Below are 25,210 nucleotides of genomic sequence, written 5' to 3'. Positions count from 1 at the left end.
ATGGCACCTTTTGATCCTTCAAAATTGAAAGAATCTGAAGTGATTGAGCTTAAAGAGAAGTTCAATGACAGTGCCATGAAAACGCTCTCGGGATTTATAAATGCGAAAGGCGGCTCTTTATATATAGGGATAAAAGATGATTCCACTTTAATTGCTGGTGGGATATCCGATCAAGCTCAACAGGACATCGTAAATAAAATTATTCAGGGACTGAATGTGGTGCCTGAAGTTATTTTACATGAAATGGATGGAGATGAGTTTTTAGAAATTAAAGTAAAGCATCAGCGATCTCCCGTTAGTTTTAGAGGCAGATATTATAAACGGGTGGGCAATACAACCCAGCAAATACCGGACGAAGAATTGAAGGTACTTTTTTTAGAAGATGAAGCCTGGGATACTCGGAATGATGAGCGGTTTTCGTTAAAAGAAATCAATCTTGATACGATTCAGCATTTTGTTGAGCTTGCTAAAAACAGTGGCCGAATTTCAACGGAAATAAATGCTGAAAATATTGAACAAGTACTGGATCAACTTGGGCTTCGGATTGATGGAAAGTTGACAAATGCAGCGATCATACTGTTTGGAAAAAATCCTCAAAAATACTTTCCAAATGCTGTAATCCGCTACGCTCGTTTAAAAGATGAAGCTACGATTATTGCCGACCGCACGGTTTCAGGAAATCTGTTTGATCAGGTTTATGGGGCAGAGGAACAAATCAAAAGCTTTATTTCGCTCCGGTATGAAATTACGGATGAATCTTTCCAGCGAAAAGATGTTTGGCAGTACCCCCTTCCGGCCATTCGGGAGGCTTTGCTGAATGCGCTCGTCCATCGTGACTATTTTCAGGTAGGTGTTAAAACTCAGATTAAAGTGTTTGACGATTACCTTTGGATTTATAATCCGGGAAAACTGCCTGGCTCGCTTCAAATTGAAGACCTGAAAAAGCCGCATGCATCTGTACCCCGAAACCGGCTGTTAACTACCATATTTTATCGCGCGGGTTTGATTGAAGAACTTGGTTCGGGGATTCATCGCATTATGAATGCAATGAAGGAAAAAGCACTTCCCGCTCCGGAATTTGAAGAACAGGGCAATGGTTTCGTGATCAAATTATTTGGAGACTACCAGGTTATCACCCAAAAAGAGTGGAAAATCGAACTAAATGCCCGCCAGAAGAAAATGATTGCGTTTGCCCAGGAAAAAAACTCGTTTAAAATGGCGGATCTATCCGAACATTTTGATGAGGTAGATTCCCGTACTTTGCGCAGAGATTTAAATGAACTGGTTGAAGCCGGAATTTTTGAAGCCGAGGGCGAAAAACGGGGTCGTACCTATTCGCTAAAATAAATGGGACATTTATGAGACATTAATGGGACATCGCTCCAACAGTTATCGGACATTTATCGGACATTTTGAAACTTTCGTGAAACTTTTATGAAACCAAAAAACACCATTATATACCCTCAGGGTATGTTTCCGGCGCCGGTGCCAGCAATTGAGTTATCGGACATTAACGGACATTTTATGGGACATCCAATATCCCATAAATTACTTGCAGACCTCCAAGGTTTTCGAAACCTTGGAGGTCTTGAAGCTACCTGTTAACCACAAAACCACCACACCACCATGACCACCACCAACAAATTTAAAGAAACGGACATCGGGAACATTCCTGTGGAGTGGGAGGATATTGGTTTAGATGAATTGATCAAGCTAAGAAGTGGTAAAACTCGCCCTAAAGATTTATTAGATCATCGAGGAGTGGACAAAAAACATCCGGTTTATGGAGGTAATGGAATAATCGGCTATAGCTCTGAAACAAATGTAGATCACGAAACAGTAGTTATAGGTCGGGTTGGAGAATATTGTGGGGCAGTTTATCATTTACCGGAAAAGGCTTGGATTACTGATAATGCAATGTATATAAAGGAGTTTTTAACGGATAAAGTAACCCCAGAATTTTTAGGATTGGCTTTAGATGTTTTAAACTTAAATCAGTTTAGCAACAAGTCTGGTCAACCGCTGATTAATCAATCAATAGTTTATTCAAAATCCGTTCCCTTACCCCCACTCCCCGAACAAAAAGCCATTGCCCATAAGCTCACCGTAATCCGCAATGCCATTGAGCAGACACAGGCGGTAATTGAGGCCACCGAAGCCCTCAAAAAGTCTATGATGAAACACCTGTTTACTTACGGCCCGGTCCCCACCCACCAAACCGACCAGGTGAAACTCTAATGAATTCTCTTAATTTTAGTAGCTGATTTACCAGTTATTATTTCCTTCTCCTTCTTCAATAAAGTTAAAAAGTGATTGTGATAGATTATTTAAAGTTTCTATGGCTTCATCAGATTTCTTCAACGCTTCACTATAAATAGTATTCAGAGAATTGAAGAGGAAATGAGGGTTTACCTGTGCGCGTAGGGCTTTTAATTCCGTAGCGATCTTTTCATTTTCAAGCTCGGAAATTCTTGTCTTAGCACGAAGGCCATCAAACCAGCTGCGTGCAAATTCAAGAGAAGAACTGATCAGCAAAAAGAAAAGAGCAAAGCCTATTACTTCAAATGGAGTATATGTACCTACTAAATAATAGCCGGGGAAAAGCCATTCAGAAAGTAAAAGGAATGAAAAATTATAGATCGGGTAAACAGTTCCTAAAAGACAGACCAGCGTTAGTCCATAGGCCCAAAACATAGACTTTGCTAAATAATTTGGAACCAGATGGAAAGCATGAACAGATACAACAAAGACAAAGGGAAGTAAGAAATTCAAAGTATAGATTACATCGATAACACGAATTTCTTCAGTTCTGCTGAAAAATTCTAATCCGGCATAGAAAAAAACTCCCCAAAACAGGAGATATAAGAGGAGTTTTTTTAGATCGATCCTGGGAAACTTCATGTTAGTCAACTCGATTTAAAGTGATGGGATCCCGGTAGGCTTCAGTTACATTGCCGTACTTTTTGATGAATTGCTGTAACTCTTCGGTAGAAGCTGTGATCAAAATACCTTCTTCTAGTTTTTCATGTTTAATACGGACTCTGTTATCCCGAATCTGATCTTCTATCCACGAATCCCGAAACAAGTTAATAGAAATGGAATCTTCTTCAAGATCAATTTTCGAGAAGGTATGAACAGGTAACAAATGGCTGGACCTGAAGTCAACATCAAAAACATCGAATGGATAAAGATCTAAATAATAATCCTCATCAAGCTGTACAAACTTTCCTAAAAAATAGGAGCTGTCAGGTTGTTCATCATTTAGATCTTCGTAGATCACAAAGTAACGAAAGAGGTTTCCGGATGAGTCAGTTCCGGTATCAGTCATGGTTATATCCAAATCTTGTCCTCCTATACCGTTAAAAGAAAGATCGTCAAATTCACCTTCTTTAATAAATGTGAATCTTTCGTCTCCATTTCCCCAGGTCCCTGAAATTCCGGGCAGTTCAATGGTCTCTTTGTCAGAGACCAAAGGATGGACTGACTTTAGAAAGCATCCGCTTAATACTAGTGGTAAAATTAAAACAGCGAAAATAGAAATTTTACGTTTCATGATATGTATCATTAGTTAAGGTTTCGGAAGAAAGAAACGTGACTATTAAACCGGATAATAATTTATTCGATGAACAGCGCTGTTTTCTGGATGAATGAGATCATAGGCTGCTAAAATCAGTAAATCTATATACAAAACTTTAATATGGTGAAATTGAGTAGTATAATCAGTCGAACCAAAAAAATTATGACTATGAAATACCTAACTACTTTTGTTACCACACTATTATTAATAGCATTGACTGCTTGTCAGCCAAACCATGAGATGGAGCGACCTCCTCAGGATGAAAAAGAATGGTCCATTGCCTTGCATGGCGGTGCAGGTTATGTTTCTAAAGATATGCCGGAAGATCGTAAGCAGGCATATATGGAATCGTTGGAAGAAGCACTTGCTATAGGCGCAGAGATCCTGGAAAATGGAGGTTCTGCCTTGGATGCCATTGAAAAAACGGTAAACTATCTTGAGGATAATGAGCTATTCAATGCAGGTAAAGGAGCTGTTTTTACTGCTGAAGGAAAAAATGAGCTGGATGCAGCTATTATGGATGGCACAACGTTGAATGCCGGTGCTATTACGGGCGTTACAACAGTCAAAAACCCGATCTCGCTGGCCCGAAAAGTAATGACGGAATCAGAGCATGTATTTTTCTCAGCGGCCGGGGCTGAGACTTTTGCTGATCAGGTAGATGTAGAACGGGTTGATCCTTCCTATTTCTATACCGAAAGGAGATATGAGTCTTTACAAAGAGCTCTTGAGCAAGAAGAGGAAGAGTCTTTTAATATGATCCAGACCGATGAAGAGAAGGCCTGGAAATACGGTACGGTTGGTGCAGTTGCCAAAGATAAAGACGGCAACCTGGCAGCAGCTACTTCAACAGGTGGTATGACCAATAAGAAATTCGGAAGGGTAGGAGATGTGCCCATTATCGGTTCCGGCACTTATGCAAATGACTTGGTTGCTGTTTCGGCAACGGGGTGGGGAGAAAAGATCATGTTGAATGTTTCGGCACATACACTCGCTTCTTATATGCAGTTTAAAAATGCTACTCTTCAACAATCCATGGACTACCTGGTGGACGATGTACTTGAGCCGGGTGATGCAGGTTTCATTGCAGTAGATAAGTATGGTAATTTTTCGATGAAAACGAACACAGGCTCTATGTTTCGCGCTGCAACGGACTCTGATGGAAATAAAGAAGTTGGAATCTGGGAGTAGTAGAGTGTTAAGGTGCGATGGTGTTACGGTGTTTTATTCATTATCTAAAACACCGTAACACCAAAACACTGTTTTATTCTAACCCCATTCGAAACTGATCACGCAATTCCTGAATATAGATCCCGATATCATTTCGGAGTTCAAAAAGACGGGAGTGCAGCTCTTGATATTGTTTTTTGGTGAAGTATCCTGTTTTCTTAAACCCTTGGAGCAACTCCAAAGCATGGTTTGCGCAATTCAGTGACTTCTTGGAGTAGGCAATATTGGCTCCGATATATTCCTGCTCAAAACCAAAAGAATGACCACCGGCAATTTTGGCCCCTATCTTCAGAGACTCTTCAACAAATTCTTCAAACTCAGGGGTTTGAATTTTTTGTGGGATCGATTCAGCCCACCGTAAAATATCTACAGCGAGGTCTTTAGCATCCAGATATATATCAAGATTGTCTAACTCTCCGTAATCAGAATAGAGGTAATCATCGCTCAGGCTTTTCCACTCTTCTCCTTTGTCAAAATCATCAAAATCATCTTCATTCTGGTTCATATCCAGGTAGCTGTCTTCAGATAAGCCAAAAAGAAAGTCCTCGTCATCCCAATCTTCATCATCTTCATCGTCCCAATCATCTTCGTCTTCCGGGAAGTAAGCTTCATCCATTAGCAATTCTTCTTCCACATATGCTTCAAAGGCATCGTCTTCATTTTGGCTTTCCTGAAGCAAAGTGATCCATCGAGGAGTATTACCTTTATGGTCAGAAGCGATAAACTTTCGAAGTTGCTCGCTCTTTTTTTCAACTTCATTTAGGTGAGACTCCCACTTGAATTCGTCCCACTGTTCGTCATCGAATCCATCAAAATGCATGTGCATATAAGGCAGGCTATTGGTTGGTGTTTATTATAAAAAAGAAATTGTCAGAAGTAATGCAATACTTTGTGGAAAAGTAACGCTTTTTGTGGATAAAAAGTTGTTATAAGCGTTCCAAAACATTAATAATTACCTGGGTCATTTTGGGCTCTGCCATGGCTGCAGCAGCCAAAACATCCTCTATATCCACCGGTTCAAGTGCATCGGGGAAACATTCGTCGGTAATCACTGAGATTCCCAACACATCCATCCCCATATGTACAGCTGAAATAACTTCAGGCACGGTGCTCATCCCAACAACATCGGCTCCTAACAAGCGCATGTATCGGTATTCGGCTTTGGTTTCGAGCATAGGTCCGGTAGCGGCTAAATAAACACCCTGATGCAATTTTATGGAATTCTCAAGCGCTACATTTTCTGCTAATTCCAGCAATCGCTCAGTATAGGGCTCACTCATATCAGGGAATCGGGGTCCAAGTTCGTCATCATTAGGGCCCATCAGCGGATTATCTCCAAGGAAGTTGATATGATCAGTGATCAGCATGATATCTCCCCGGCTGTAATTTGGGTTCAGCCCGCCGCAAGCATTACTGACCAACAATGTTTGTGCGCCGATCGCTTTTGCCACTCGTACAGGAAAGGCGATCTGTTGCATGATATAGCCTTCATAGAAATGAAAACGACCCTGCATGGCTACGACTTGTTTACCTCCTAATTTTCCAAAGATCAATTTACCTGCATGACTTTCGACAGTCGATACTGGGAAATGGGGTATGTCACTGTAGCTAATGATATGCTCGGTTTCGATCTCATCGGCAAGTTGTCCTAAACCAGTGCCGAGGATTAATAAATACTCCGGCTGAAAATTAGTTTCTGCTAAAATAAAGTTTACTGCTTCATCGCGCTTTGCACGAAACTCATCAACCGTGTCGTATTTCATAAAAGTAATGTATAGAAGATGTGAAAATTACGAAATCAAAAATACGCCAAAGACTAATCTATTTCATCTAAAATGTCATCAAGGCGATCACTGCCTGGAGGGAAAGCATGGTCTTCATCTTCATTGATTGCTTCAGAAGCTTGTTCACCGTCACCATCTGCATTTTCATCAAGGATAAACTTGGTGGATTTCTTTGGAGTGTTCTTAATAGCTTCGTCTAGGTTTTCTTCCTTGGGAAGATTGAAGACTTCCATCTCATCCTTACCAAATTGTTCTACAGAGTTTTTAGTATTCTCCAGATAAGACGTGATCCCATTTATGATCTCTTCTCGTCGGTCAAGCAACCTTAAGATACTTTGGCGGATCTGTTGCCGATTGTGGTTAGCTTCTTTTATAATAGCATCGGCCTCCATTTCAGCTTTTTCGAGCGTATTCTTGGCTTCCTGTCGCGCACCGGAAACTTTTTGCTCCATCGACTCTTTAGCTGTTTGGAGTGTTTCGTGAAGGGCATCTTCTACGCGCTCATAATGCTTGACGCGCTCGGTAAGTTTATCGATTTCTTGTTCAAGTTCTTTATTCTTATTCAGCAGATGCTCGAATTCGTTAGAAACCAATGTTAGAAAAGCCTGAACATCGGCTGTGTCATATCCACGCAACCCTTTTTCAAATGTCTGTTGTTTTATTTCAAGCGGAGTGAGTTTCATAAATAAGTGTTTTTAGTCGTCCTTAAAGCTTATATAAAATAACAGTTATTCATTTAACATGTTGCGTAGATTTCCATCATCGTCTTTGCCTTTATTTGATGATGAACGAACTTCCTCCTCTTCTATTTCTATATCACCCATAGTATCATGAGTTTCATCAAGCCGATATCGTTCTTCTTCAAGGTCTGAGACTATGGTCTCAAGGTTGGCAATTCTTCGTTCGGTATTTTTCTTGAACTCTCCAAGTGCTTTAAAAAACTGTGGATTGATATCCGAATTTCCGCTTTTTTTGTTGATCCATTGTCTGATCAAACTGAAGATATTCCAAAAAAGGAAGCCCGCAAAGCCGAGTCCGCCAACGATGGCTACCATTGCTATAACAAATTCTTCACCTGACATTGATCTATCTATTAATTTCGATTTCTTTTTCTTCCAGCTGAATTATCGGAATTATGTTCTTCAACTTCATCATCAATTTCTATATCCTGCAAAGGGTTAGCTTGTCTGCGGGATGAATTTAGTTTCTCCTCAGTGGCAATGGCTTCTAAATTTTCAATGCGTGATTTAAGGTTATGAACGATCTGTCGAAGGTCGTGAATTTCACGGGAGCTGGCTAACCTCTTGCCCTCCATTTTTAATTCTTCTTCTTTATAAGCATAGATCAAGCCGCCGCCGATGGCTACTATTGCTACTATTGCGAACCAGGGAAGTCCAAAAAACATAATGCCCTCAATGTTTATAGTTAAATCAGATAATATTTAAGTAAAAAATATTACGCAACATATTAGTCATAGTTGCGCTCACCAAATATAGCACTTCCAATTCGAACCATGGTGGAGCCTTCTTCAATGGCTACTTTCATATCGTTGGTCATGCCCATAGATAGATGTTCTAATTGAACACTTCCCTCATTGTATTTTTGATGGGAGTCAAACAGCTCTTTCAGTAATTTAAACTCAGAGCGGACCTCTTCAGGGTCATCCACAAAAGTGGCCATGCCCATCAAGCCTTTTACCTTTACGAAATCGTAGTTTTGTGCTGACTCTAAGATGGAAGCAAGGTCTTCTGGTTTGCAGCCGCCTTTTTGCTTTTCATCACTGATGTTAACCTGTATAAGAGCATTTATAACCCGATTGGCTTGTCCTGCTCTTTTATTGATCTCCTTAAGATATTTCGCCTTTTCTACGGAATGGATCCAGTTCACCCGATCCGCAATGTATTTGATCTTATTGGTTTGAAGGTTGCCGATAAAATGCCATACCACATCGGCATTCTTGATGGAGGCCATTTTATCCTCAAGTTCCTTCATCCGGTTCTCTCCAAAATGGAGCTGACCGGCTGTAATGGCTTTCAGGATATCTTCATTAGGTTTGGTTTTACTTACTGCCACCAGGGAAACATCCTTTGGATCACGACCGGCAGAAGTACAGGTTTGTTCAATTTTTTGCTGAATGGACGTGAGATTTTGTGCTATATCTTGGTCACTCATATCAAATAAAGAGATTTTTTGAAGATTCTATACAATTAACCATAAGATAAGCTTTTATCATTCATCAATAAGCCTTATTTTTGGAAGCTCTAAAGACATTGTAATTAATGGTTACTTATTGAGATTGACAAGATCCAAATTCATAATTCCGCTTACGACGATACAGTCGGGTTCAAAAAAACGAGGGGATAGATAGCATGTCAACTCGAATCCGACAAATATCTACCTTCCTAAACCAGTGGGCACCGCCCAAAGTGAAGATGGATTACGATAACGTCGGATTGCTTGTCGGAGACCCCGAAGCCAATGTCACTTCCATTCTTACCTGCCTTGATGTGACAGATGCCGTTGTAGCTGAAGCTATAGAAAAAGGTTGTGAACTCATCGTCGCTCATCACCCCCTTATTTTTAGTAAGATAGGAAGCATTAACCCTACCAACGAACAGGGTCGAATAATATACAAGCTGATCAAAAATGACATAGGCTTGTTGGTTGCACACACGAACTTAGATGCTGCATTGGACGGTGTTTCTTTTGTTTTAGCGAATATTCTGGGCTTGGACAATCTGAGGTTTTTAGACAAGAATTATTCTATCAGCCGAAAGATCAGGTTGATCACTTCCCATAACGACAGCGACGCTGTACTAAAACTTCTGAATTACCATTCCGCAGAAGAAGCCCACCATTTTGATGTAAAAAGCCGGGAAGATGGATTGAAATGTTTTGAAGCCATTATTGACCAGCATAATGTTTCGGTATTGAAGAAAGCCTTAAAAAGTGAAGGCATGCTGAAAGAAGGTAGTTTCCAGGTTGTAGACCTTGCCTCCACTTCTCAAAATTTTGGCATGGGAGTAATTGGAGAATATCCTGATAATGGAATTGGAAAGAATGAATTTTTGCACCTTGTATCCAAAGCGCTGAGTGTAAAAGCGATCCGTTTTTCCGGTGATGTGGATCGCATTGAAAAAGTAGCAGTTTGTGGCGGAGCCGGAGTTTTTCTGAAAGATAAAGCCATACAATCCGGAGCTCAGGCTTTCGTAACAGCCGATATAAAATATCATGATTACTTCACCGAAAAGGATGATTTCCTATTGGTGGATGTAGGCCATTACGAAAGTGAATTTCCTGTTGCCGAAGCTTTAAAAAATGAACTATCTGAAGCTTTTGAAGAAATTGAAGTATCTGTAACCCGAACGGTTACTAACCCGATGCAGGTATATGTATCGGATCCCGAACCTAAAACTATTCAACCAAGTTGACCCTCACTCCATGAACGAAGTATTACAAAAATTAGCGAATCTGCAATATATCGACAGCCGAATAGACGAGCTGAAACAATTGAGAGGCGATCTTCCGGAAGAAGTGCTTGATCTTGAAACAGATATAGCCCGAAAAGAGGCACGTCTTAGTAACCTTGAAGAAGAAGAAACAAACCTCACCGTAGAATACGATAAGCTTAAGCTTGATCTTCAAAGTTCTAAAGAAAAGATAGAAAAATACGAAGACCAGCAGCTTAGTGTTCGCAATAATCGTGAATATGATGCTCTCACTAAAGAAATTGAGGCTCAGAAACAGGTTATCGAAAATGCTGAATCTCGCCTGAAGGAGATCGAGAAACGAAAAGAAGAAATAGTACCTGAGCTCGAAGAAGCCAAAGAAGAGCTGGAAGCAGCTCAGGAAATGTATGACGAGAAGAGTAAAAATCTCGACAAGGTGGTTCAGTCTACTCAGGATGAAGAAGATGAATTACTGAAAAGACGCAAAGAAGTTGAAGAAGAGATCGATGACCGATATATGAGAAGCTACAAGCGTTTGCGTGATGGCCTGAATAACGGAATGGCTGTTGTGGCCATGGACCGCGGAGCTGCTTTAGGTATGGCACTGCCTCCACAAACTCAGGTAGAAGTTCGGCGTAAGAACAAGATAATCATAGATGAGAACAGCGGAAGAATTGTGGTAGATCAATCTTTCTTTGACAAAGCAAAAGAAGAATTGTCTATCTGATCTTGATCAGCACACATATATTACAAAAAGGGGAAGCCGGAAAGGCTTCCCTTTTTTGTTTTACTGAAGTGTATTTGGAAGCGGGCCTCTTATAAATTATATCTCTAAAACCCGTATCTTTAAAAGGCAGGAAAGTCGGGTAATCGCTTCATACTTTGTATGGGGAGGAAAGTCCGGACACCAACAAGTACCGTGCTCCCCGATTCGGTTCAGCCGGCGAAGGGGAGGCTTCCCGAAAGGAATTTCGGGATGATAGACAGTGCAACAGAAAACAAACCGCCTCAACTTGTTTGAGGTAAGGGTGAAAAGGTGAGGTAAGAGCTCACCGCCCCGTGTCGTGAGGCCGGGGGCACGGCAAACCTCGCGGGGTGCAAGTTCATGCAGATGGTATACGCCGCTTGTCGTGACGCCATCGGGTGGAACGCAACAGACAAATGATTACCCTCGACAAAATCCGGCTTACAGACTTTCCTGTCTGAATTTATATCAAAGCCCTGCTATTAACTGAGAGTGGGGCTTTGTTTTTTTCATACAAATAGAAGAGCACTTATAATTCCTCCGGAAGAGATGATCAGGATCATCCAAAGTAATTCTGTACTCTTCTTAAATCCTGGCTCTGCTTTGGGCCTTTTGCTTAGCGAATTGCGCCAGACTTACCGTTACTGCGGTGGAAGAAGCTAACCCTCCGATCACTGCAGTCAGAAGAGTGCCTTTACCTTCTCCGGCATATTTAACCAATATATACCCAAGAAATGACAATCCTGAAATCAGCACCACCATCCACCAGATCCAGTAGGGGTTGAGAGTTTCCCATGGGCCATATCCCTGATTGGGCAGAAGTGGAAGCATAATTACGGAAATGATCAATAGCTTGATTCCGGCGTAGATCACTTCAACATCAATTCTCTGCAGCCAATCGTGAAGAACGGGTTTTAAGCTTAATAAGGCTATAGTGGCAACGGCACTTCCCAATGCTTCCATCTGAAACCCCAGGGCAGCCCAGGCACCCAACGAAAATGTTAGAATAAGGGCAACTTCTGTAGTTATACCAATATCATCGTTACCCTGCGTTTTGATCTCGAATATATAGGAGGCGATCACCAGAGCTGTGAAGGAAAAGAACGCCACTCCGAGGATCCATTCACCGGCATAAGGCATAAAGGGAAGCACTGATACCGCCGAGCAGTCCAACCAGGCTGAATGTGCGAATTCCTGCAACACGATCCCCTTCGTCTTCTTTGCGGCCATACCAACCTCTTTCAGTACCGATTAGGAGTCCAACTCCCAAGGCAGAAAGTAATTTCCAGACAATATCTAATTCGGGACTCATGTCGGATTATAAGCATAGAAAAGCAAAATGTTGATCTATTTTTCAGATCACATATTGATCTTATAATTCCCTTTCACATTACGTTCTATCTGCCTCTTAACGTCTTTCTCTTTGATCGAATCTCTCTTATCGAATTGCTTCTTACCTTTGGCTACGCCGATCAACACTTTGGCATTTCCTTTTTTGAAATACAATTTCAGCGGAACAATGGTATAGCCCTTTTGTTCGGTTGCTTTTTCAAGTTCTCTGATCTCCCGCTTATTAAGCAATAGCTTACGGGGGCGAGTTTCATCGTGATTATAGTATGAGCCATGTTCATACGGCTTGATGTACATATCACGCAAAAAAACCTCTCCATCCTGGATGAAGGCAAAGGTATCTGCAAAACTCGCTTTTCCCTGACGCAACGATTTCACCTCGGTTCCTTTCAGAACAAGTCCGGCTTCGTAGGTCTCTTCCACTTGATAATCGTGACGGGCCTTACGGTTTTTTATAGTCGGTGTGGTCTTTTGTTTGTCGCTCATGGGAGCTTTGCTTGTAAATGACTGATCTAAAAATTATTTCTGGTAAGGGCATATCGCAATACGCCCTTACAATGTATGCTAAATTTGAAATCCGAGTTCTTCGAGTTTCTCTAACACATCTTCTGCGGGTTGCCGATCTGGAAAGGTGCGATAAATGTTTAGGATCTGTTCCGTTTCTGCACGGGCTTTTTCATTTTCGGGATTGATCTCCAATACTGCAATAAACTCCCGCAATGCGTTATTAGCATTCTCACGCATAGAAGCCGGGTCTGCATTATAGATCAAGTAAATACCGTGCTGGAGGTGTACCTTCTCTCTTTGTTCTGCGATCCCTTCTGATTCTTCTTGCTCATCCAGTAAAGAATGAGCTTCTTCAAACTGCTGTTCTGCAATAAAGTTATCTATCTGTTGTTTAAGCGTAAGCTCTGATTTTGATTCTGAACAACCGGCAAACAGTGTAAATGCGAAAAAACTAAAAAGTAAAATTCTCATGGGTTTCATTAATTCATGTAAATTGGATTCGGACTGATACAGAGTATGAAGATAAGCATACTTAGCCATCCTATCACCTGCCTGCCGGGAGATAATTTCTCTTCAATTTCAACCGGAGGATGTTCCACTTTAACGATAAAAGCGATGAAAAAACTCCATACTAACCAGATAAAAGAGGCCTGGCCGGTTTCAGCAGCTCCAAAGATATAAGTGTATCCGGCGCTCAGAGCGAGTGAAAGTATAACCATTCCATTGACCCAGGATTTATTTGAGCGAAATGCTTTCGTCATAAGCATGTATAAAAGCCCTCCCCAGGCAATCCATTCGATAAAAGGAAGTGGGATATATTGATAGATGAAGTCGGCCAGAAAGGGTATGAATTCGATTCCGGCGAGCGCAGTAATAAAGGCAAAAAAGATTCGGGCAACGATCTTGTGCTTCCGGCTCCCAATCAGGGAATAAAGGATGTGTCCACCGTCAAGCTGACCAACCGGCATGAGATTAAGGGCTGTAAAAAAGAGACCAAGCCATCCTGCAAATAGGAATGGGTAGTGATACATTTCCCACATGGGTGGGACATTGTCGAAAAGGGCTGCCAATCCGCTATAAAGAAGGGTGTTGCCTATGGTGAGTACACCACCTTCTTCTGTTTCATCAGTAATAAAATCCGGATAGGCACCATTTGCAGCTACGTACTCTTTTAACTCTTCGTGACCGGCAAAGTTTTGTACATAATCCGGCTCTGGTAAGGTTGCAAACCCGACTAGCAAAACAGTAAGAGCAACTATGAACCCGGCTACAGGGCCTGCCGCTCCAACATCGAATAATTTATGCATTCGACGAATGGGTTCCTTGATCCGTATGACTGCGCCGAGTGTCCCGATACCAATTGGAATAGGTATGTAATAGGGCAGGCTTACTTTGATCTTATGATGGACAGCCGCAAAATAATGGCCAAACTCATGAAAGGTTAAAAAGGCAAGGAGTAATCCCGCAAACAAAAGACCTCGGAGGAGATCAACTGTATCTGGTATAGCGAAAGGAAATAAAACGGGATCGAAACCAACGAAATTAGCCCCTGTCATGGTCACAAAAAAGACCGTGAGCAAAAACAGCCCAAGGTGTTTTAAGATCGTTCTTGTATTCGGCTTATTTTTTGGTTCTTCAACCGAGGAAATGATGTTAAAATCTGCACTTACTTCTTCATGGAATTGGTTTTGGCTCAATCTTCTCTCTTTATGAAGTTAAAGGTTTTCTTGAAATGGGCATGGTCATGCACCGGGCTCCGCCCCGGCCCCGACATAATTCATGTCCCTGAAAACTGATAGCGATCTTTTGCTCATCAGAAGGGGTAAAATCTTTGTCGCCATATTCTTCAACGAACTCGAATTGGGTCATTAGGTCATACCCGTGATCTACGAGCGTGTTGAAGGTGTTGTTATTACGTTCATAGCCAATAATTATTCCGGGAGCGAGGGCAAAAACATTGGCTCCATCGGTCCATTGCTCACGAAATTGATTAGTACGATCTTCGCCTCCGCATTTAATGAAGTTGAAATCACGACCAAGGCTTTCTTCCAGAGCAGATTTTAACGATGAGCGGGTTTCTGTTTTAATAGAATCGCCGTCCTTGAACAAAGCTACAACGTTATCGTTTTGCTCCATGATAGCCGGTGGAAAGGCAATGCATTCTGAGTGGCTTGCAAAAGTAAATATGGTATCCAGATGCATGGAAGAGCGTTGCTTTGGGATATCTACAGCAAGAACTGTTTCGACACCGCTGTTCAACAACCCTTCCGTTCCCTTTATCAAGCCGCTGAAGGATGTTCGTTCACTCATGCCTATCAGAACCAGCTTGTCAGAAACAACCAAAACATCACCGCCTTCAATGGATTGTTGCCCTGAGATCCGGATAGCGTTTTCACGGACACTGTCAAATAACGGATGAAATTGAACCAGTGTTTCCATTAACAAGGATTCCCGAAGCCGGGCTTTTTTTGCTGCCCGTGATATCAAAATATTGCTGCCAACAACAGCTGCAAGATCTCGGGTAAATAATAAATTTGGGGAAGGGTTGAGCGTAAAACCTTTACTGTTCTTGAAATAGCCCTGAATAATGAACGTAAGCAGGTCGTCTGCATCCAGCTTGCCAAGCTCTTTTTCGATGACATGAAGGTTTTCTTCCGGGAATTCTTTCACTAATTGCTCAATGAAATACCCGCGGGCATCCTCTTGTTGGAATACTTCCAGAATAAGATCTACAATCTCTATAACCTTTCCATCGGAAGGCATAGCTGCTTTGAATACTTCAAGCATATCAAGATGCTCTTGTCTGGCATCTTCTTCAAAAATGATATCATCAAATAATAATTCATCTTTAAGTTCAGGGTTGACCAAAGAAACTTCATGTCCCGGGGTGTGTACGATCACACCTTGGAGGTGACCAATTTCAGAAGAAACTTGTATGTTCATAAATCAGTTATTCGGTTGGTTAAACAGAGCCTTCAAATATACAGGATAACAGGCGGATTTATAAGCAGTAATTGGTTTGCTGAATCAATATCTTGACCCGTCAGAGAATAAAAGATGTACCTATGACTTCAAAGACAGAAATTAAATCGCTGCTTTTTTTAATGGATGACCCAGATCCGTTTGTACAGGAAAGCGTGGAGAACCGGCTTCAGGAGCTGGGAGAGAATGCCGTACCTCTTTTGGATGAGTATAAAGCAGAAATCAACAGCGAAGATGCCAGGAGGAAGGTGAATGAGGTCATTCACAAACTTACGTTCGAAACGCTGGAGCAGGATTTTATTGAGATTCTTGAGGGAGGATTGAAAACCCGAAGATCACTGGAAAAAGCCGTTTTTACCCTTGCTCGTTTTGGAAACCCAACACTTAGAATTTCGGAGTACCAAGCCAAGCTCGATCATTTTGCTGATATTGTTGAGCCCCAGATAAAATACAAGCTGGATGAAAAGCGGAAGATGAAACGTCTGCTCAAGTTTATTTTTGAGGACCTGAACTTTCATGGGGATGCGGAAGATTATCATGCTCCAAAAAATTGCTTTCTGGATCAGGTTATCGAGCGCCGAAAAGGACTTCCGATCTCGTTGAGTTTAATAGTTATGTTTATTTCTTACCGATTGGAAATGCCTTTTTTTGGGATCAACATGCCTATCCATTTTATGCTGAACTATGTTGGAGATAAAGAAGAATTACTAATAGATCCTTACGATAACGGCGCGATAGTAACCTATGATCAATGCTACTTTTTCCTCAAGAAAAACAATATTGATCCACGGTCGGAGCATTTTCAAATGGCCACTAATTTAGATGTCGTACTTCGTTGCATCAGAAATCTGATTCACAGCTACGAACGAAAAGAAGAGATGCACAGGGTAGAAGATCTTGGCCGACTATTGAGCGTTGCTGAAATGTATCAGTAATTACTACATCTTTTTATTCTTAGGGAAGGTGAATATAAAACTTGTTCCTTCACTAGTAGTTTCTATATCCATTTGGGCATCAAGTTGTGCTGTAAAAGAATCGATAAGCATGGTCCCTAAACTCTCATCTTTGTTTAGCTCAAATCTTGCAGGAAGTCCGGGGCCGTTATCGGAAACTGTTAAAACAATGTTCTGATGTCGGTTTTTCAGAGATATTTTGGGCGTACCCTCTTTATTCTTATTAAAGGCGTGCTTAAAGGCATTTACAACTAATTCGTTAATGAGAAGCCCACAGGGAATAACACGGTCGATATCAAGTATGACTTTTTCAAGATCAAATGAAAGTGCTACGAATTTTTTGGAATCACTGAATGTCGCGTGAATCGCTTCAACGAGATCTCTGATATAGTTATCAAGTATAATATCCGAAATGGACTCCGTCTGATAGAGTTTTTCGTGAATCAAAGCTACGGAGTGAATGCGTGACTGACTGTTTCGAAGTACATTACGGGCATCTTTACTGTTTGTACCTTCCAATTGCAGTTCGATTAACCCGGAAACGATCGAAAGGCTATTTTTGACACGGTGGTGTATTTCTCTGAGAAGCACATCCTTCTCTTTCAGTGAATGCTGGATCTCGGATGTTTTGGAATCAACCCTTCGCCTGAGAACAATTACCCACCCAATGATAAAGATGCTTCCAACAACAACTCCACCAAAAAGTAAATACAAATAGTATTGTGGGATAGAGGCGTACTTAAGGTCATCAGGGGTTCGTAAAAACAGCTTGTAAGTCCGTTCGTTTGGGAATTCCGGATTGTACTCTGTAATAATGCCCGTAACCGATATTCTATCCCCAATACGTAAAACATCCAGGTTAAAATCATCGTACAGTCGATGAAAATTGGATACGTATACCATCATGCTTCCGACTTTATTTTCCTGGGAGATACGCACGAACTTACCGTTGAAGGTATTACCCTTTTCAATGACGTTACCTTCTCCCGCTACCAACATTCCAAGGTGCTGAGCAGGGTTTGCTATTGCGGCCGAAAGTGATTTTGAAGCTGGAACAAAACGAGCATTTTTGTACACCTGATACGAAGTGGCGTTTACTTCTGCCAAGCCATTATATCGTTGAATATTGCCTCTAACTACTAAACTGTCTCCAACTTCAAACGGAGTGTCAATTCGCATGGCAAAAATGGACATACCGGCAGAATCATTTTGAATGAAGGCCTGCAAATAATGCTCATGGAGAAGGCCGCTGCTAATATTTGCTATACCAGAGATAGAGACCTCAGCTCCCAGATAATCCAGTGTATCGTCATTATTAACATCAGCCCTTATTTTGGAAAACTCCACAATGAATCAGTGGGGATCTGACAGAATGCTGAAAGGCTGGACAATAGAAAAAGCAAACAAAAAGCTGCTGCTTTTCTCAAGATACTAAAATGGTGAGGATCCCTCATCTATAAAGCTGAAATTTTGTACTAACAGATTCTTTTATAAAGAGACTAAAACAAGTGGTCTTTCTTAAAAATACCTTTATTAAGTATACAGTACAATTATTTACTTAAAATCTATATATAAGTTCAGATTTTCATAATAAAGTGCCTTGCAGTATAATCACTTAGGAATCGTAGCAAAATTAAGTTCAATTCTATTCTGATCTTAGATTTTTTACCGGACTAGTTCTTGCCGCGCGGTAGGTTTGTGTGCTTATAGTTAACAATGCAAGCAAGGAAGCGATCAAGGCACCAACAACGTGGATCATAATACCAAAATCAGCCTTATTAGACACGTTTTGCAGCCATAGCGAATTTATGAACCATGAGGCAGGAATACTGATGATGGTCGCCGTCAATATCATCCAGAGATACTCTTTGGATAATGTATAGACTAGCTGATTTACCGAAGCTCCCAATACTTTCCGAATCCCAATTTCTTTAATTCGGTTTTCTGAAGAGTAAATAGCCAATCCAAGTAAGCCTAAACAGGAAATGAAAATGGAGAAGCCCGCTACAAGCCCCAATACTTTTATGAAGTCTACGAATACTGTAAGGCTTGGGTTTTCTTTAAGCTCATCGTCGAGTATAGTGAATTTGAGGGCATAGGTGCTGTTTAAAGATTCCCAGGTATCTTCAAGTCCTCCCACAAAAGAAATCGTTTTACCCGGCATGGTTTTAACCATGGCGAACCTCGCCAGCTTAGGCTCATACAATAAAGCAATAGGATCATTAGCGCTTAGTGGGTCTGATGAAATAAAGTTTTCGACAATACCTACTATTGTTGATTGCCGGTTTTCATTTTCAATGGAGATTTGTTCACCGATGGCTTTCTGTGGAGATTCAAAATTCAACAGTTTTACCATTTCTGTACTTATTATTACTGCATTTGATGAATCTGTTCCCATTTCAGGGTTAAAATTTCTGCCAGCCACTAAATTCAATCCCAATGTTTGGATAAAATTCTCATCAATTCGAAAAGAGTGGCCTTCAACAATATCAGGCTGAAATTCGGAGGTTACATTTATTCCATAAATAGAATTTGATGCCGGCACCAAAGAGGTAGCTGCTATGGATTGGACATCAGGATTCTGTATCAATTTATCCTTAAGCTGATTAAAGGGAATATCGTGAAGTGATACATTTACAATAGATTCCTGTTCAAATCCATAGTCTGTATTTACTAAATGCTGAAATTGTTGGAACAGGATCAAAGAAGTACTGATAAAAATAATGGAGAACGTGAATTGACCCACTGTAATAATTTTCTTTAGTTTTTGCCCGGATATACCCCGGGTATGCGCTATTCCTTTAAGAACCTGCGCAGGGCTGAAAGAAGAGAGATAAATAGAAGGGTAAAGTCCGGCCAGAATCCCAACAATTATGGCAAAGCCAATAAAAGCGAGCAAAACTTGAGGCTGCAACAGCATGGATGGCTCTATCTGATTACCCAATAAATTCATGATATAAAGCCCGTTAAATTCCGGGAGCAACCACCTAAGCAGTATCGTTGAGAATAATAAAGCAAAAAGAGCGATCATCACGGATTCTACTATAAACTGCTTAATTACGCTTGCCCGATAGGCTCCATGAACTTTTCTTACCCCTACTTCTTTACTGCGGTTTATTGCACGGGCAACTGTCAAGCTCACATAATTAAAACAAGCAATGAGGGTGATGATGATCGTGAAACCAATTAAGAACCAGGCGATTAATCCGGGCATTACCATGCCAATTTCATTCGACAGGATTGGCCCTAAACTAATAGCTGTGATGGGCTGAACTCCAAATGCATTCAGTTGAGAGGACTTTGTTTCCTCATTTGAATATTGTAGTTGGATTTGTTCTTGGATCTTAGTTTCAAAGGCATTGTAATCCGAGCCATCGTTCATCAATACATAAGTATAAGAGCTCCAAAGGGTATTATTCCACTTGCTAAAGTGATTGTCCCAGTCCGTATCAGAAGTTAGAGTCGAGTAGGAGGCAATGGCTTCAAAATCAAAGTGGGTTTTTTGGGACTTATCGATAATGCCTGTGACCGTATAGTCTTTACTGCCAACCTTGGTTATTATTTTTCCGAGAGGGTCATCTTTTCCAAAAATTTTCTCTGCGGCATCGGGTGTTAGAAGTACACTTCCCGGTTCATTCAGCGCAGTATTGGGATCGCCTCGAAGAAGTTTAAAACTGAAGACTTCTAAAAAATTAGGATCTGTATAAATTCCGGAAAAAGGAATATCGAGCCCTGAATATCTGAAGCTTCCTGAAAACGGGGACTTCGTTCTAACGGTTTTTTCGACCTCAGGATATTGCTGCTCCAGAATATGAGCCAAAGAGGCCGGTGAAGTCGCATAAGAATTTATTCCATCACCGACCGAATGATGTATATCAGAAGTGATCCGTACAATTCTATCACTGTTCTCATGAAAACGGTCAAAGCTTTTTTGATCAATAATAAACAGGATCATCAACAGACAAATCGACAAGCTCGCTGCTAACCCCAAAACATTAATAAGTGAAAAGCCGGTATGTTTTTTCATGTTTCGCCAGCCCACTTTCATATAGTTTAAAAACATGGTAGTGTTCCAGGTTAGAAATTGAAGGAAAAACCAGGGGAGAGAACGAATAAGCTGAGACCAGAAATGAAGTCGTGCACTCGCCAATCCCTCTGAGTTGATATTTTGGCTGAATTCTTCTTCCAGGTCTCCAATTAAATGATGTAGGTCAGGAGGAAGAACCTTCTCTAATAACTGTAAAAGGAATTCAGGCTTTTTCATTGAGCTAACTTTTTGCAGGAGCCCAATCAAAACCAAGGTCAGGCAAATTTGACCATGCGTTATCTTGAACTGATTTTACTTGCTGAAGTGCTCCGATTCCTTTCTGAGTGAGTTTATAAAATCGTTTGGAGCGTCCGCCACGCTCATCGGTAGGTTCACTGTCCCAGGCCTCTAAGTACCCCCGTTTTTTAAGTCTTTTCAGTGGAACATACACAGCGCCGACCGAGAGCTCCTGACCCGTTAGTTCCGATAAGTGCTGACGGATCTCAAGTCCATATGCTTCAGTCTGCAGCTTCCATACGGAAAGTAGTATCAGTTCTTCCATTCGGGAAAGAATGTTCATGATCTATTTGTTTTATTTTTTAGAACAAATATTTTTGGGATTTTAATACAACTTTTTGAAATGAGCAAGGGGAAATTTCAGGTTTGCCCTTTATCTGGTTCGACAATGCTATATACAATCGGAGTTCCATCTCAGACTGTCGATCGCAATAAGTCTCAGAAATAAAAAAAGCCTGCACCCAAAACCGGATGCAGGCTTGAGTATGTAAAAAATGAACTATTCTTTTTCTATTATCTCAGGTCGCTCGAGGTAGGGGACCCCACTTGAGATCCACTCGGGAGCCTCTTCACCTTTTAGGAAATGCTCGTGCCATTGGAAAGCACGATTGGCATAATCGATTTGGTTTTCCTTTTGGCGAAGGCCGTGATTTTCACCTTCGTATACCAGCATCACATATGGTTTTTCCATTCTTCGCATAGTATTGTAAAGCTCCACGCCCTGGTTGAAATCAACTGCCCCATCATCTGTGCCGAATTCAACAAGCAGGGGAGTAGTATTGGTTTCCATATTAAAAATTGGCGAGTTTTCGATGAATTTATCCCAGTCTTTCCAGTAGGGTTCAGGAAATCTTCCCTGGCTAACTTCGAAGATCTGGGCATCGGGTGTCCCGGAATTCCAGTAGACGGAATTGTACATACTCACCATATTGGTGAGAGGTGCGCCCGCTACCGCTGAGTTAAACATATCAGTTTGCGTGATAATGAATGCTGTTTGATATGCACCCCATGAATGTCCCGTTAGCCCAATTTTTTCTTCATCGATCATACCTGTTTCCAATACTTTCCGGACGGCAGGTACAACACTTTCTACAGCAGAAACACCTGGATCTCTGAGCACATAGTTAATGTCCGGCTCAAATACGAAATATCCTTCTGAGGAATACCTCCTCATGTTATACGGACTGGTTCGTGTTGGAATAGAATAACTGTGTGTTGCCTGGGAACGCATCTCATAGATATAAGTGATCATCGGGTATTCTTTGCCTTCTTCATAATTAGCAGGGTAAAGGAGTCGTCCCTGTAATTTATCTCCCCGGGCGTTCGTGAATGTGATGAGTTCATCATCCGCCCAATGATAATCCTCTTGCTGAGGATTGGTATCAGTGATGCGTTTAGGGTTTCTAAAGTTATTTCCGGTATAATAAAAGTTAGGAGATTCGGTTGCGCTTTCTTTCATGAATACAAATGCATTCGAAGTTTCAGCTTTATCCAAACGACTTATCATTCTGGATTCGTAGATAAGTTCCTGTAGCCGGTTTCTGTTATCGAGTCTTGCATAGCCACGATCTTTGGTATAATAACCATACTTAGAAAAGTATATCGGCTGACCTTGGGCAAGGTGATCATCTTCATAATCCAATCTTGTCTGGCGATATACAATTTGGTCCTCACTGCCATTGGTGACTTTCTCATGACGGCTGCCATCTGCCCAAACTTTATACACGTCATATTCATCATAGATGAGCAGCCAATCATCTCCTTCAATCCACTGTCCAACTCCAAAAGACGGAAAGTTTTCACGGCCGTTTATACTTTTGAAATTTTCAAACCGTGTATCTATGTCTTCGGTAATATTGGTGTGGGTTTTACTTTGGACGTCATAAGTCCACCAGTCTGTGTCTTTGAAGTAAAGGATATAATTCCCGCCCGGACTGCTGCTTGCATTTTCATGTCGTTCAAGGATCCTGGTACGCTCGCCGGAGCTTGCGTTGATCACATAAACATCATTCCATTCTTCCCTGAAAGCAGGTTCATAGGGATTCGGATCATACCCAATAGCATATTCTTGATCCCCGGTTAGTACTATACCTTCAACTTGCTGATCTTCAAGTTGCACGAAACGGTTATTGTTAAAATGCCAGGCTGATAAAAAGTTATCACGTTCATTTTGAGTTCTGCGTACTTCCTGTTGAGGCTGAATTTCAGCATCTCTCCAGTGCCAAACTTCCACATTGGTGGGATCAAGGTGTTTATTAAGCTTTGCGATGGCGGAAGTGTCTTCAGGTTCATCCTTTTTTACTTCCCATTCTTTAATACCAAAAAAGACAGTTTCAGCATCCTCAGCCCAGATTAATCCTGCAAAATCAACGATGCGATGATGCTCAGGTAAGAGGCCATTCTCAGTGTGATCAAAAACTTTTTGAGTGGAAGGATCAGCGGCATTAGTATATGTATAAAGCAGATGAGTCTCATCTTTGTGAACCGTATCGCTTTTTGTTTTCATGAAGGCAAGCGCATTTTGATCCTCATGCCAAGCTAAGCCTTTGTAGGTTTCAGTATCTGAATCCAATACAGAAGTACTGTTATTCGACAGATTCAGCAAGTGAACACCGTTTCCGAGTTTCTCGGATGCATCAATTGCTAAGGCAAGATGAGTTCCTGCATCGTTAAAAGAGTACTCGGATACATTTCCGACGATCTGGTTTGAGCCGGAATTCAGGTTTCGAATAATGATATCGGTCCCGGCGGTTTTTACACCTTCAGCCTTATATTTTTTCATGATCAGGTGACTTCCGGTTTCATTGAAATCAAACTCCTGGATCATTGTAAAGGTATCTACCATGGCTGTAGACAAATTCATAAGCCCCATATCATATTGAATGGGTTTCTCTTGTTCTTCCAGTTTTCTTGCGTCGTCTTCAGAAACACCAATTCTAAATGCGAACCAATTGTTATCGTTAGAAAACGCTGGATTGGTTGCATGCATGAACTTATGTTCATCTTCGGAATCAATATTGGTAAGCATCAGCCACCCATCACCTTCAACCAAAGAAATTTGATAGGAAAACCAATTTCCATCACTGGCAAAAGCAGTTGAATAAATACTTTGCCATTGAGCATAATCAGCAGGTTTGAGGTCTTTTTTTTGAGCCTGTAGTGAGCCTGTGATCAAAAAAAGTAGCGCAAAGACCCCGACTCCAAAAACTTGTTTATTCATCTATACATCCCGTTAGTTAAAAATTATATAGCAACACGGTACCATTTTATAAGCAAAAAAACATGTTTCTGTATTCTTTTCAAAACCTCTTCATCATTTCCTGAAATTCATATTGTGAAATTTAATGTCCCACTTTAAGGTTTAATTTCTTATATGTGATAAATCCCAAACAAGCACCGTGAGCAGAACTATAATGCCATATCACCTTGGATGTACCGTCTGGAGTCTTCCGGAGTGGAAGGGTATATTTTTTACAGATGATGCAAAGCCCGGTCAGTTTTTAAAACAATATGCATCGGTGTTCAATGCCGTGGAAGGTAATACCACGTTCTACAATGTGCCGGACGAGTCGATTATAAAAAAGTGGGGAGAACAAACGCCTAAAGGTTTTAAATTTTGCTTCAAATTTCCCCGATACATTACTCACGAAAAAAGAATGCACAATGTGAAAGGGGATGTACTTGATTTCATAAGGTTATTCGTACCTATACGTGAGAAGGTGGGGCCTTTTATGATTCAGTTTCCGGATTCTTTTTCGTCTAAAGAGTTGTATAGGCTTGAAGAGGTATTTTCTATTTTACCAAAAGCATTTAGTTATTCTGTTGAAGTAAGGCATAAAGACTTTTTTGATCATGGGAAGCATGAAAGAAATTTGGTTTCGCTTTTAAAAAGCTATGATGTGGATCGTGTTATTTTCGATACCCGTAAACTTCACTCAACCAAGTCGGTTGAAGGGTCCATAATCGAGGCCCAAAAGAAAAAGCCTAAAGTTCCTGTTAGATTTGATACTACCGGTTCTCGACCTGTTCTGAGATATGTCGGTACGAATGATATTTTGAATAATGAACCTTATTTAAAGGAGTGGGCAATTATTGTGGCAGAGTGGATAGGGGAAGGGTTACATCCCTATGTATTTATACATGCTCCTAACAAGGTTGATCAACCCAAATTGTGTCAGCATTTTCACAAGCTGCTTTCGGAGTTTTTGGAAGTTCCGCCGCTTAGAGAGTGGCCGGTTAACAAACAAGATACTCAGTTAGGGTTATTCTAGAGCTAAAGGAATAGGCTGAAAATTTCCCAAAGCCATAA

General features: G+C 41.1%; 25 protein-coding genes and 1 other RNA gene. 8 read left to right on the top strand and 18 right to left on the bottom strand.

Translation table 11 applies throughout. The features are described from left to right. Both ACFSVN_RS01390 and ACFSVN_RS01385 read left to right on the top strand, forming a co-directional pair. Positions 1-1,347: an ATP-binding protein gene (locus tag ACFSVN_RS01390; protein WP_390297491.1), complete on the top strand. Its 1,347-nt coding sequence runs from the start codon at positions 1-3 to the stop codon at positions 1,345-1,347. Between the two features lie 279 nt (positions 1,348-1,626). Beyond that, the gene (locus tag ACFSVN_RS01385) at positions 1,627-2,238 is read left to right on the top strand and encodes a restriction endonuclease subunit S (RefSeq protein ID WP_390297488.1); all 612 of its coding nucleotides are present in this window, start codon (positions 1,627-1,629) and stop codon (positions 2,236-2,238) included. A 27-nt stretch (positions 2,239-2,265) separates the two neighbouring features. Here the strand turns inward: ACFSVN_RS01385 and ACFSVN_RS01380 are convergent, their stop codons facing one another. Both ACFSVN_RS01380 and ACFSVN_RS01375 read right to left on the bottom strand, forming a co-directional pair. Beyond that, complete coding sequence (locus tag ACFSVN_RS01380) at positions 2,266-2,901, bottom strand: histidine kinase (RefSeq protein ID WP_390297485.1); 636 nt, start codon at positions 2,899-2,901, stop codon at positions 2,266-2,268. Between the two features lies 1 nt (position 2,902). Continuing rightward, complete coding sequence (locus ACFSVN_RS01375) at positions 2,903-3,553, bottom strand: hypothetical protein (protein ID WP_390297482.1); 651 nt, start codon at positions 3,551-3,553, stop codon at positions 2,903-2,905. Positions 3,554-3,745: 192 nt separating this feature from the next. On the opposite strand from ACFSVN_RS01375, the gene ACFSVN_RS01370 reads away from it, so the two are divergent. Next, positions 3,746-4,768, top strand: coding sequence for an isoaspartyl peptidase/L-asparaginase family protein (locus tag ACFSVN_RS01370; protein WP_390297479.1), 1,023 nt, complete (start codon positions 3,746-3,748; stop codon positions 4,766-4,768). A gap of 73 nt (positions 4,769-4,841) precedes the next feature. Here ACFSVN_RS01370 and ACFSVN_RS01365 read toward each other — a convergent pair whose 3' ends face one another. The 6 genes from ACFSVN_RS01365 to ACFSVN_RS01340 all read right to left on the bottom strand — a co-directional run bounded on the left by ACFSVN_RS01365 (position 4,842) and on the right by ACFSVN_RS01340 (position 8,763). Next, positions 4,842-5,633, bottom strand: a complete 792-nt coding sequence (locus tag ACFSVN_RS01365; protein WP_390297476.1) for a four helix bundle protein — start codon at positions 5,631-5,633, stop codon at positions 4,842-4,844. Positions 5,634-5,733: 100 nt separating this feature from the next. Then, positions 5,734-6,570 carry a purine-nucleoside phosphorylase gene (locus ACFSVN_RS01360; RefSeq protein ID WP_390297473.1) on the bottom strand — a complete coding sequence of 279 codons (837 nt, stop codon included), beginning with the start codon at positions 6,568-6,570 and terminating at the stop codon, positions 5,734-5,736. Positions 6,571-6,623: 53 nt separating this feature from the next. Further along, positions 6,624-7,274: a DivIVA domain-containing protein gene (locus ACFSVN_RS01355; RefSeq protein ID WP_390297470.1), complete on the bottom strand. Its 651-nt coding sequence runs from the start codon at positions 7,272-7,274 to the stop codon at positions 6,624-6,626. A 45-nt stretch (positions 7,275-7,319) separates the two neighbouring features. Then, positions 7,320-7,673, bottom strand: coding sequence for a hypothetical protein (locus ACFSVN_RS01350; protein ID WP_390297467.1), 354 nt, complete (start codon positions 7,671-7,673; stop codon positions 7,320-7,322). An 11-nt stretch (positions 7,674-7,684) separates the two neighbouring features. Further along, complete coding sequence (locus ACFSVN_RS01345; RefSeq protein ID WP_390297464.1) at positions 7,685-7,996, bottom strand: hypothetical protein; 312 nt, start codon at positions 7,994-7,996, stop codon at positions 7,685-7,687. 62 nt (positions 7,997-8,058) lie between these two features. Further along, positions 8,059-8,763 carry a YggS family pyridoxal phosphate-dependent enzyme gene (locus ACFSVN_RS01340; RefSeq protein ID WP_390297461.1) on the bottom strand — a complete coding sequence of 235 codons (705 nt, stop codon included), beginning with the start codon at positions 8,761-8,763 and terminating at the stop codon, positions 8,059-8,061. Between the two features lie 197 nt (positions 8,764-8,960). Here ACFSVN_RS01340 and ACFSVN_RS01335 point away from each other — a divergent pair, with 197 nt between their 5' ends. The 3 genes from ACFSVN_RS01335 (at position 8,961) to rnpB (ending at position 11,245) form a co-directional block, all read left to right on the top strand. Then, positions 8,961-10,022, top strand: a complete 1,062-nt coding sequence (locus ACFSVN_RS01335) for a Nif3-like dinuclear metal center hexameric protein (protein ID WP_390297458.1) — start codon at positions 8,961-8,963, stop codon at positions 10,020-10,022. 10 nt (positions 10,023-10,032) lie between these two features. Next, the gene (locus ACFSVN_RS01330; RefSeq protein ID WP_390297455.1) at positions 10,033-10,767 is read left to right on the top strand and encodes a zinc ribbon domain-containing protein; all 735 of its coding nucleotides are present in this window, start codon (positions 10,033-10,035) and stop codon (positions 10,765-10,767) included. Positions 10,768-10,894: 127 nt separating this feature from the next. Beyond that, an RNA gene (rnpB, locus tag ACFSVN_RS01325) (RNase P RNA component class A) lies at positions 10,895-11,245 on the top strand. A gap of 125 nt (positions 11,246-11,370) precedes the next feature. Here the strand turns inward: rnpB and ACFSVN_RS01320 are convergent. The 6 genes from ACFSVN_RS01320 to ACFSVN_RS01295 form a co-directional block, all read right to left on the bottom strand. After that, positions 11,371-11,925, bottom strand: coding sequence for an MgtC/SapB family protein (locus tag ACFSVN_RS01320; RefSeq protein WP_390297452.1), 555 nt, complete (start codon positions 11,923-11,925; stop codon positions 11,371-11,373). Then, the gene (locus ACFSVN_RS01315; RefSeq protein ID WP_390297450.1) at positions 11,909-12,097 is read right to left on the bottom strand and encodes an MgtC/SapB family protein; all 189 of its coding nucleotides are present in this window, start codon (positions 12,095-12,097) and stop codon (positions 11,909-11,911) included. Before ACFSVN_RS01315 ends, ACFSVN_RS01320 begins: the two co-directional genes overlap by 17 nt. A gap of 47 nt (positions 12,098-12,144) precedes the next feature. Next, positions 12,145-12,621, bottom strand: coding sequence for an SsrA-binding protein SmpB (gene smpB / locus ACFSVN_RS01310; RefSeq protein WP_390297447.1), 477 nt, complete (start codon positions 12,619-12,621; stop codon positions 12,145-12,147). Between the two features lie 78 nt (positions 12,622-12,699). Then, the gene (locus ACFSVN_RS01305) at positions 12,700-13,113 is read right to left on the bottom strand and encodes a hypothetical protein (RefSeq protein WP_390297445.1); all 414 of its coding nucleotides are present in this window, start codon (positions 13,111-13,113) and stop codon (positions 12,700-12,702) included. Between the two features lie 8 nt (positions 13,114-13,121). Then, complete coding sequence (locus ACFSVN_RS01300) at positions 13,122-14,339, bottom strand: site-2 protease family protein (protein ID WP_390297443.1); 1,218 nt, start codon at positions 14,337-14,339, stop codon at positions 13,122-13,124. Positions 14,340-14,349: 10 nt separating this feature from the next. After that, a complete protein-coding gene (locus tag ACFSVN_RS01295; protein WP_390297440.1) occupies positions 14,350-15,585 on the bottom strand; it encodes an arginine deiminase in 1,236 nt (411 codons plus the stop codon). Positions 15,586-15,707: 122 nt separating this feature from the next. Here ACFSVN_RS01295 and ACFSVN_RS01290 point away from each other — a divergent pair, with 122 nt between their 5' ends. Then, positions 15,708-16,559 carry a transglutaminase-like domain-containing protein gene (locus ACFSVN_RS01290; RefSeq protein WP_390297437.1) on the top strand — a complete coding sequence of 284 codons (852 nt, stop codon included), beginning with the start codon at positions 15,708-15,710 and terminating at the stop codon, positions 16,557-16,559. 3 nt (positions 16,560-16,562) lie between these two features. On the opposite strand, the gene ACFSVN_RS01285 is transcribed toward ACFSVN_RS01290, so the two are convergent. The 4 genes from ACFSVN_RS01285 to ACFSVN_RS01270 all read right to left on the bottom strand — a co-directional run bounded on the left by ACFSVN_RS01285 (position 16,563) and on the right by ACFSVN_RS01270 (position 24,121). Further along, positions 16,563-17,924, bottom strand: a complete 1,362-nt coding sequence (locus ACFSVN_RS01285; RefSeq protein ID WP_390297434.1) for a histidine kinase dimerization/phosphoacceptor domain -containing protein — start codon at positions 17,922-17,924, stop codon at positions 16,563-16,565. Between the two features lie 298 nt (positions 17,925-18,222). After that, on the bottom strand, positions 18,223-20,841 hold the full coding sequence (locus tag ACFSVN_RS01280; RefSeq protein WP_390297431.1) for an ABC transporter permease: 2,619 nt from the start codon (positions 20,839-20,841) through the stop codon (positions 18,223-18,225). 4 nt (positions 20,842-20,845) lie between these two features. Then, entirely contained in the window at positions 20,846-21,184 is a 339-nt protein-coding gene (locus ACFSVN_RS01275) for a PadR family transcriptional regulator (RefSeq protein ID WP_390297428.1), read from the bottom strand. Between the two features lie 216 nt (positions 21,185-21,400). Beyond that, complete coding sequence (locus tag ACFSVN_RS01270) at positions 21,401-24,121, bottom strand: alpha/beta hydrolase family protein (RefSeq protein WP_390297425.1); 2,721 nt, start codon at positions 24,119-24,121, stop codon at positions 21,401-21,403. Positions 24,122-24,299: 178 nt separating this feature from the next. On the opposite strand from ACFSVN_RS01270, the gene ACFSVN_RS01265 reads away from it, so the two are divergent. Next, positions 24,300-25,172 (top strand): DUF72 domain-containing protein, encoded by an 873-nt coding sequence (locus ACFSVN_RS01265; RefSeq protein ID WP_390297422.1) that lies wholly within the window; start codon positions 24,300-24,302, stop codon positions 25,170-25,172. The last annotated feature ends 38 nt before the right edge of the window (positions 25,173-25,210 follow it).

Source organism: Gracilimonas halophila (assembly GCF_042684365.1).
Classification (GTDB): Bacteria; Bacteroidota; Rhodothermia; order Balneolales; family Balneolaceae; genus Gracilimonas; species Gracilimonas halophila.
The sequence above is the reverse complement of the archived record's forward strand: the minus strand, read 5'-3'. Positions and strand labels throughout refer to the sequence as shown.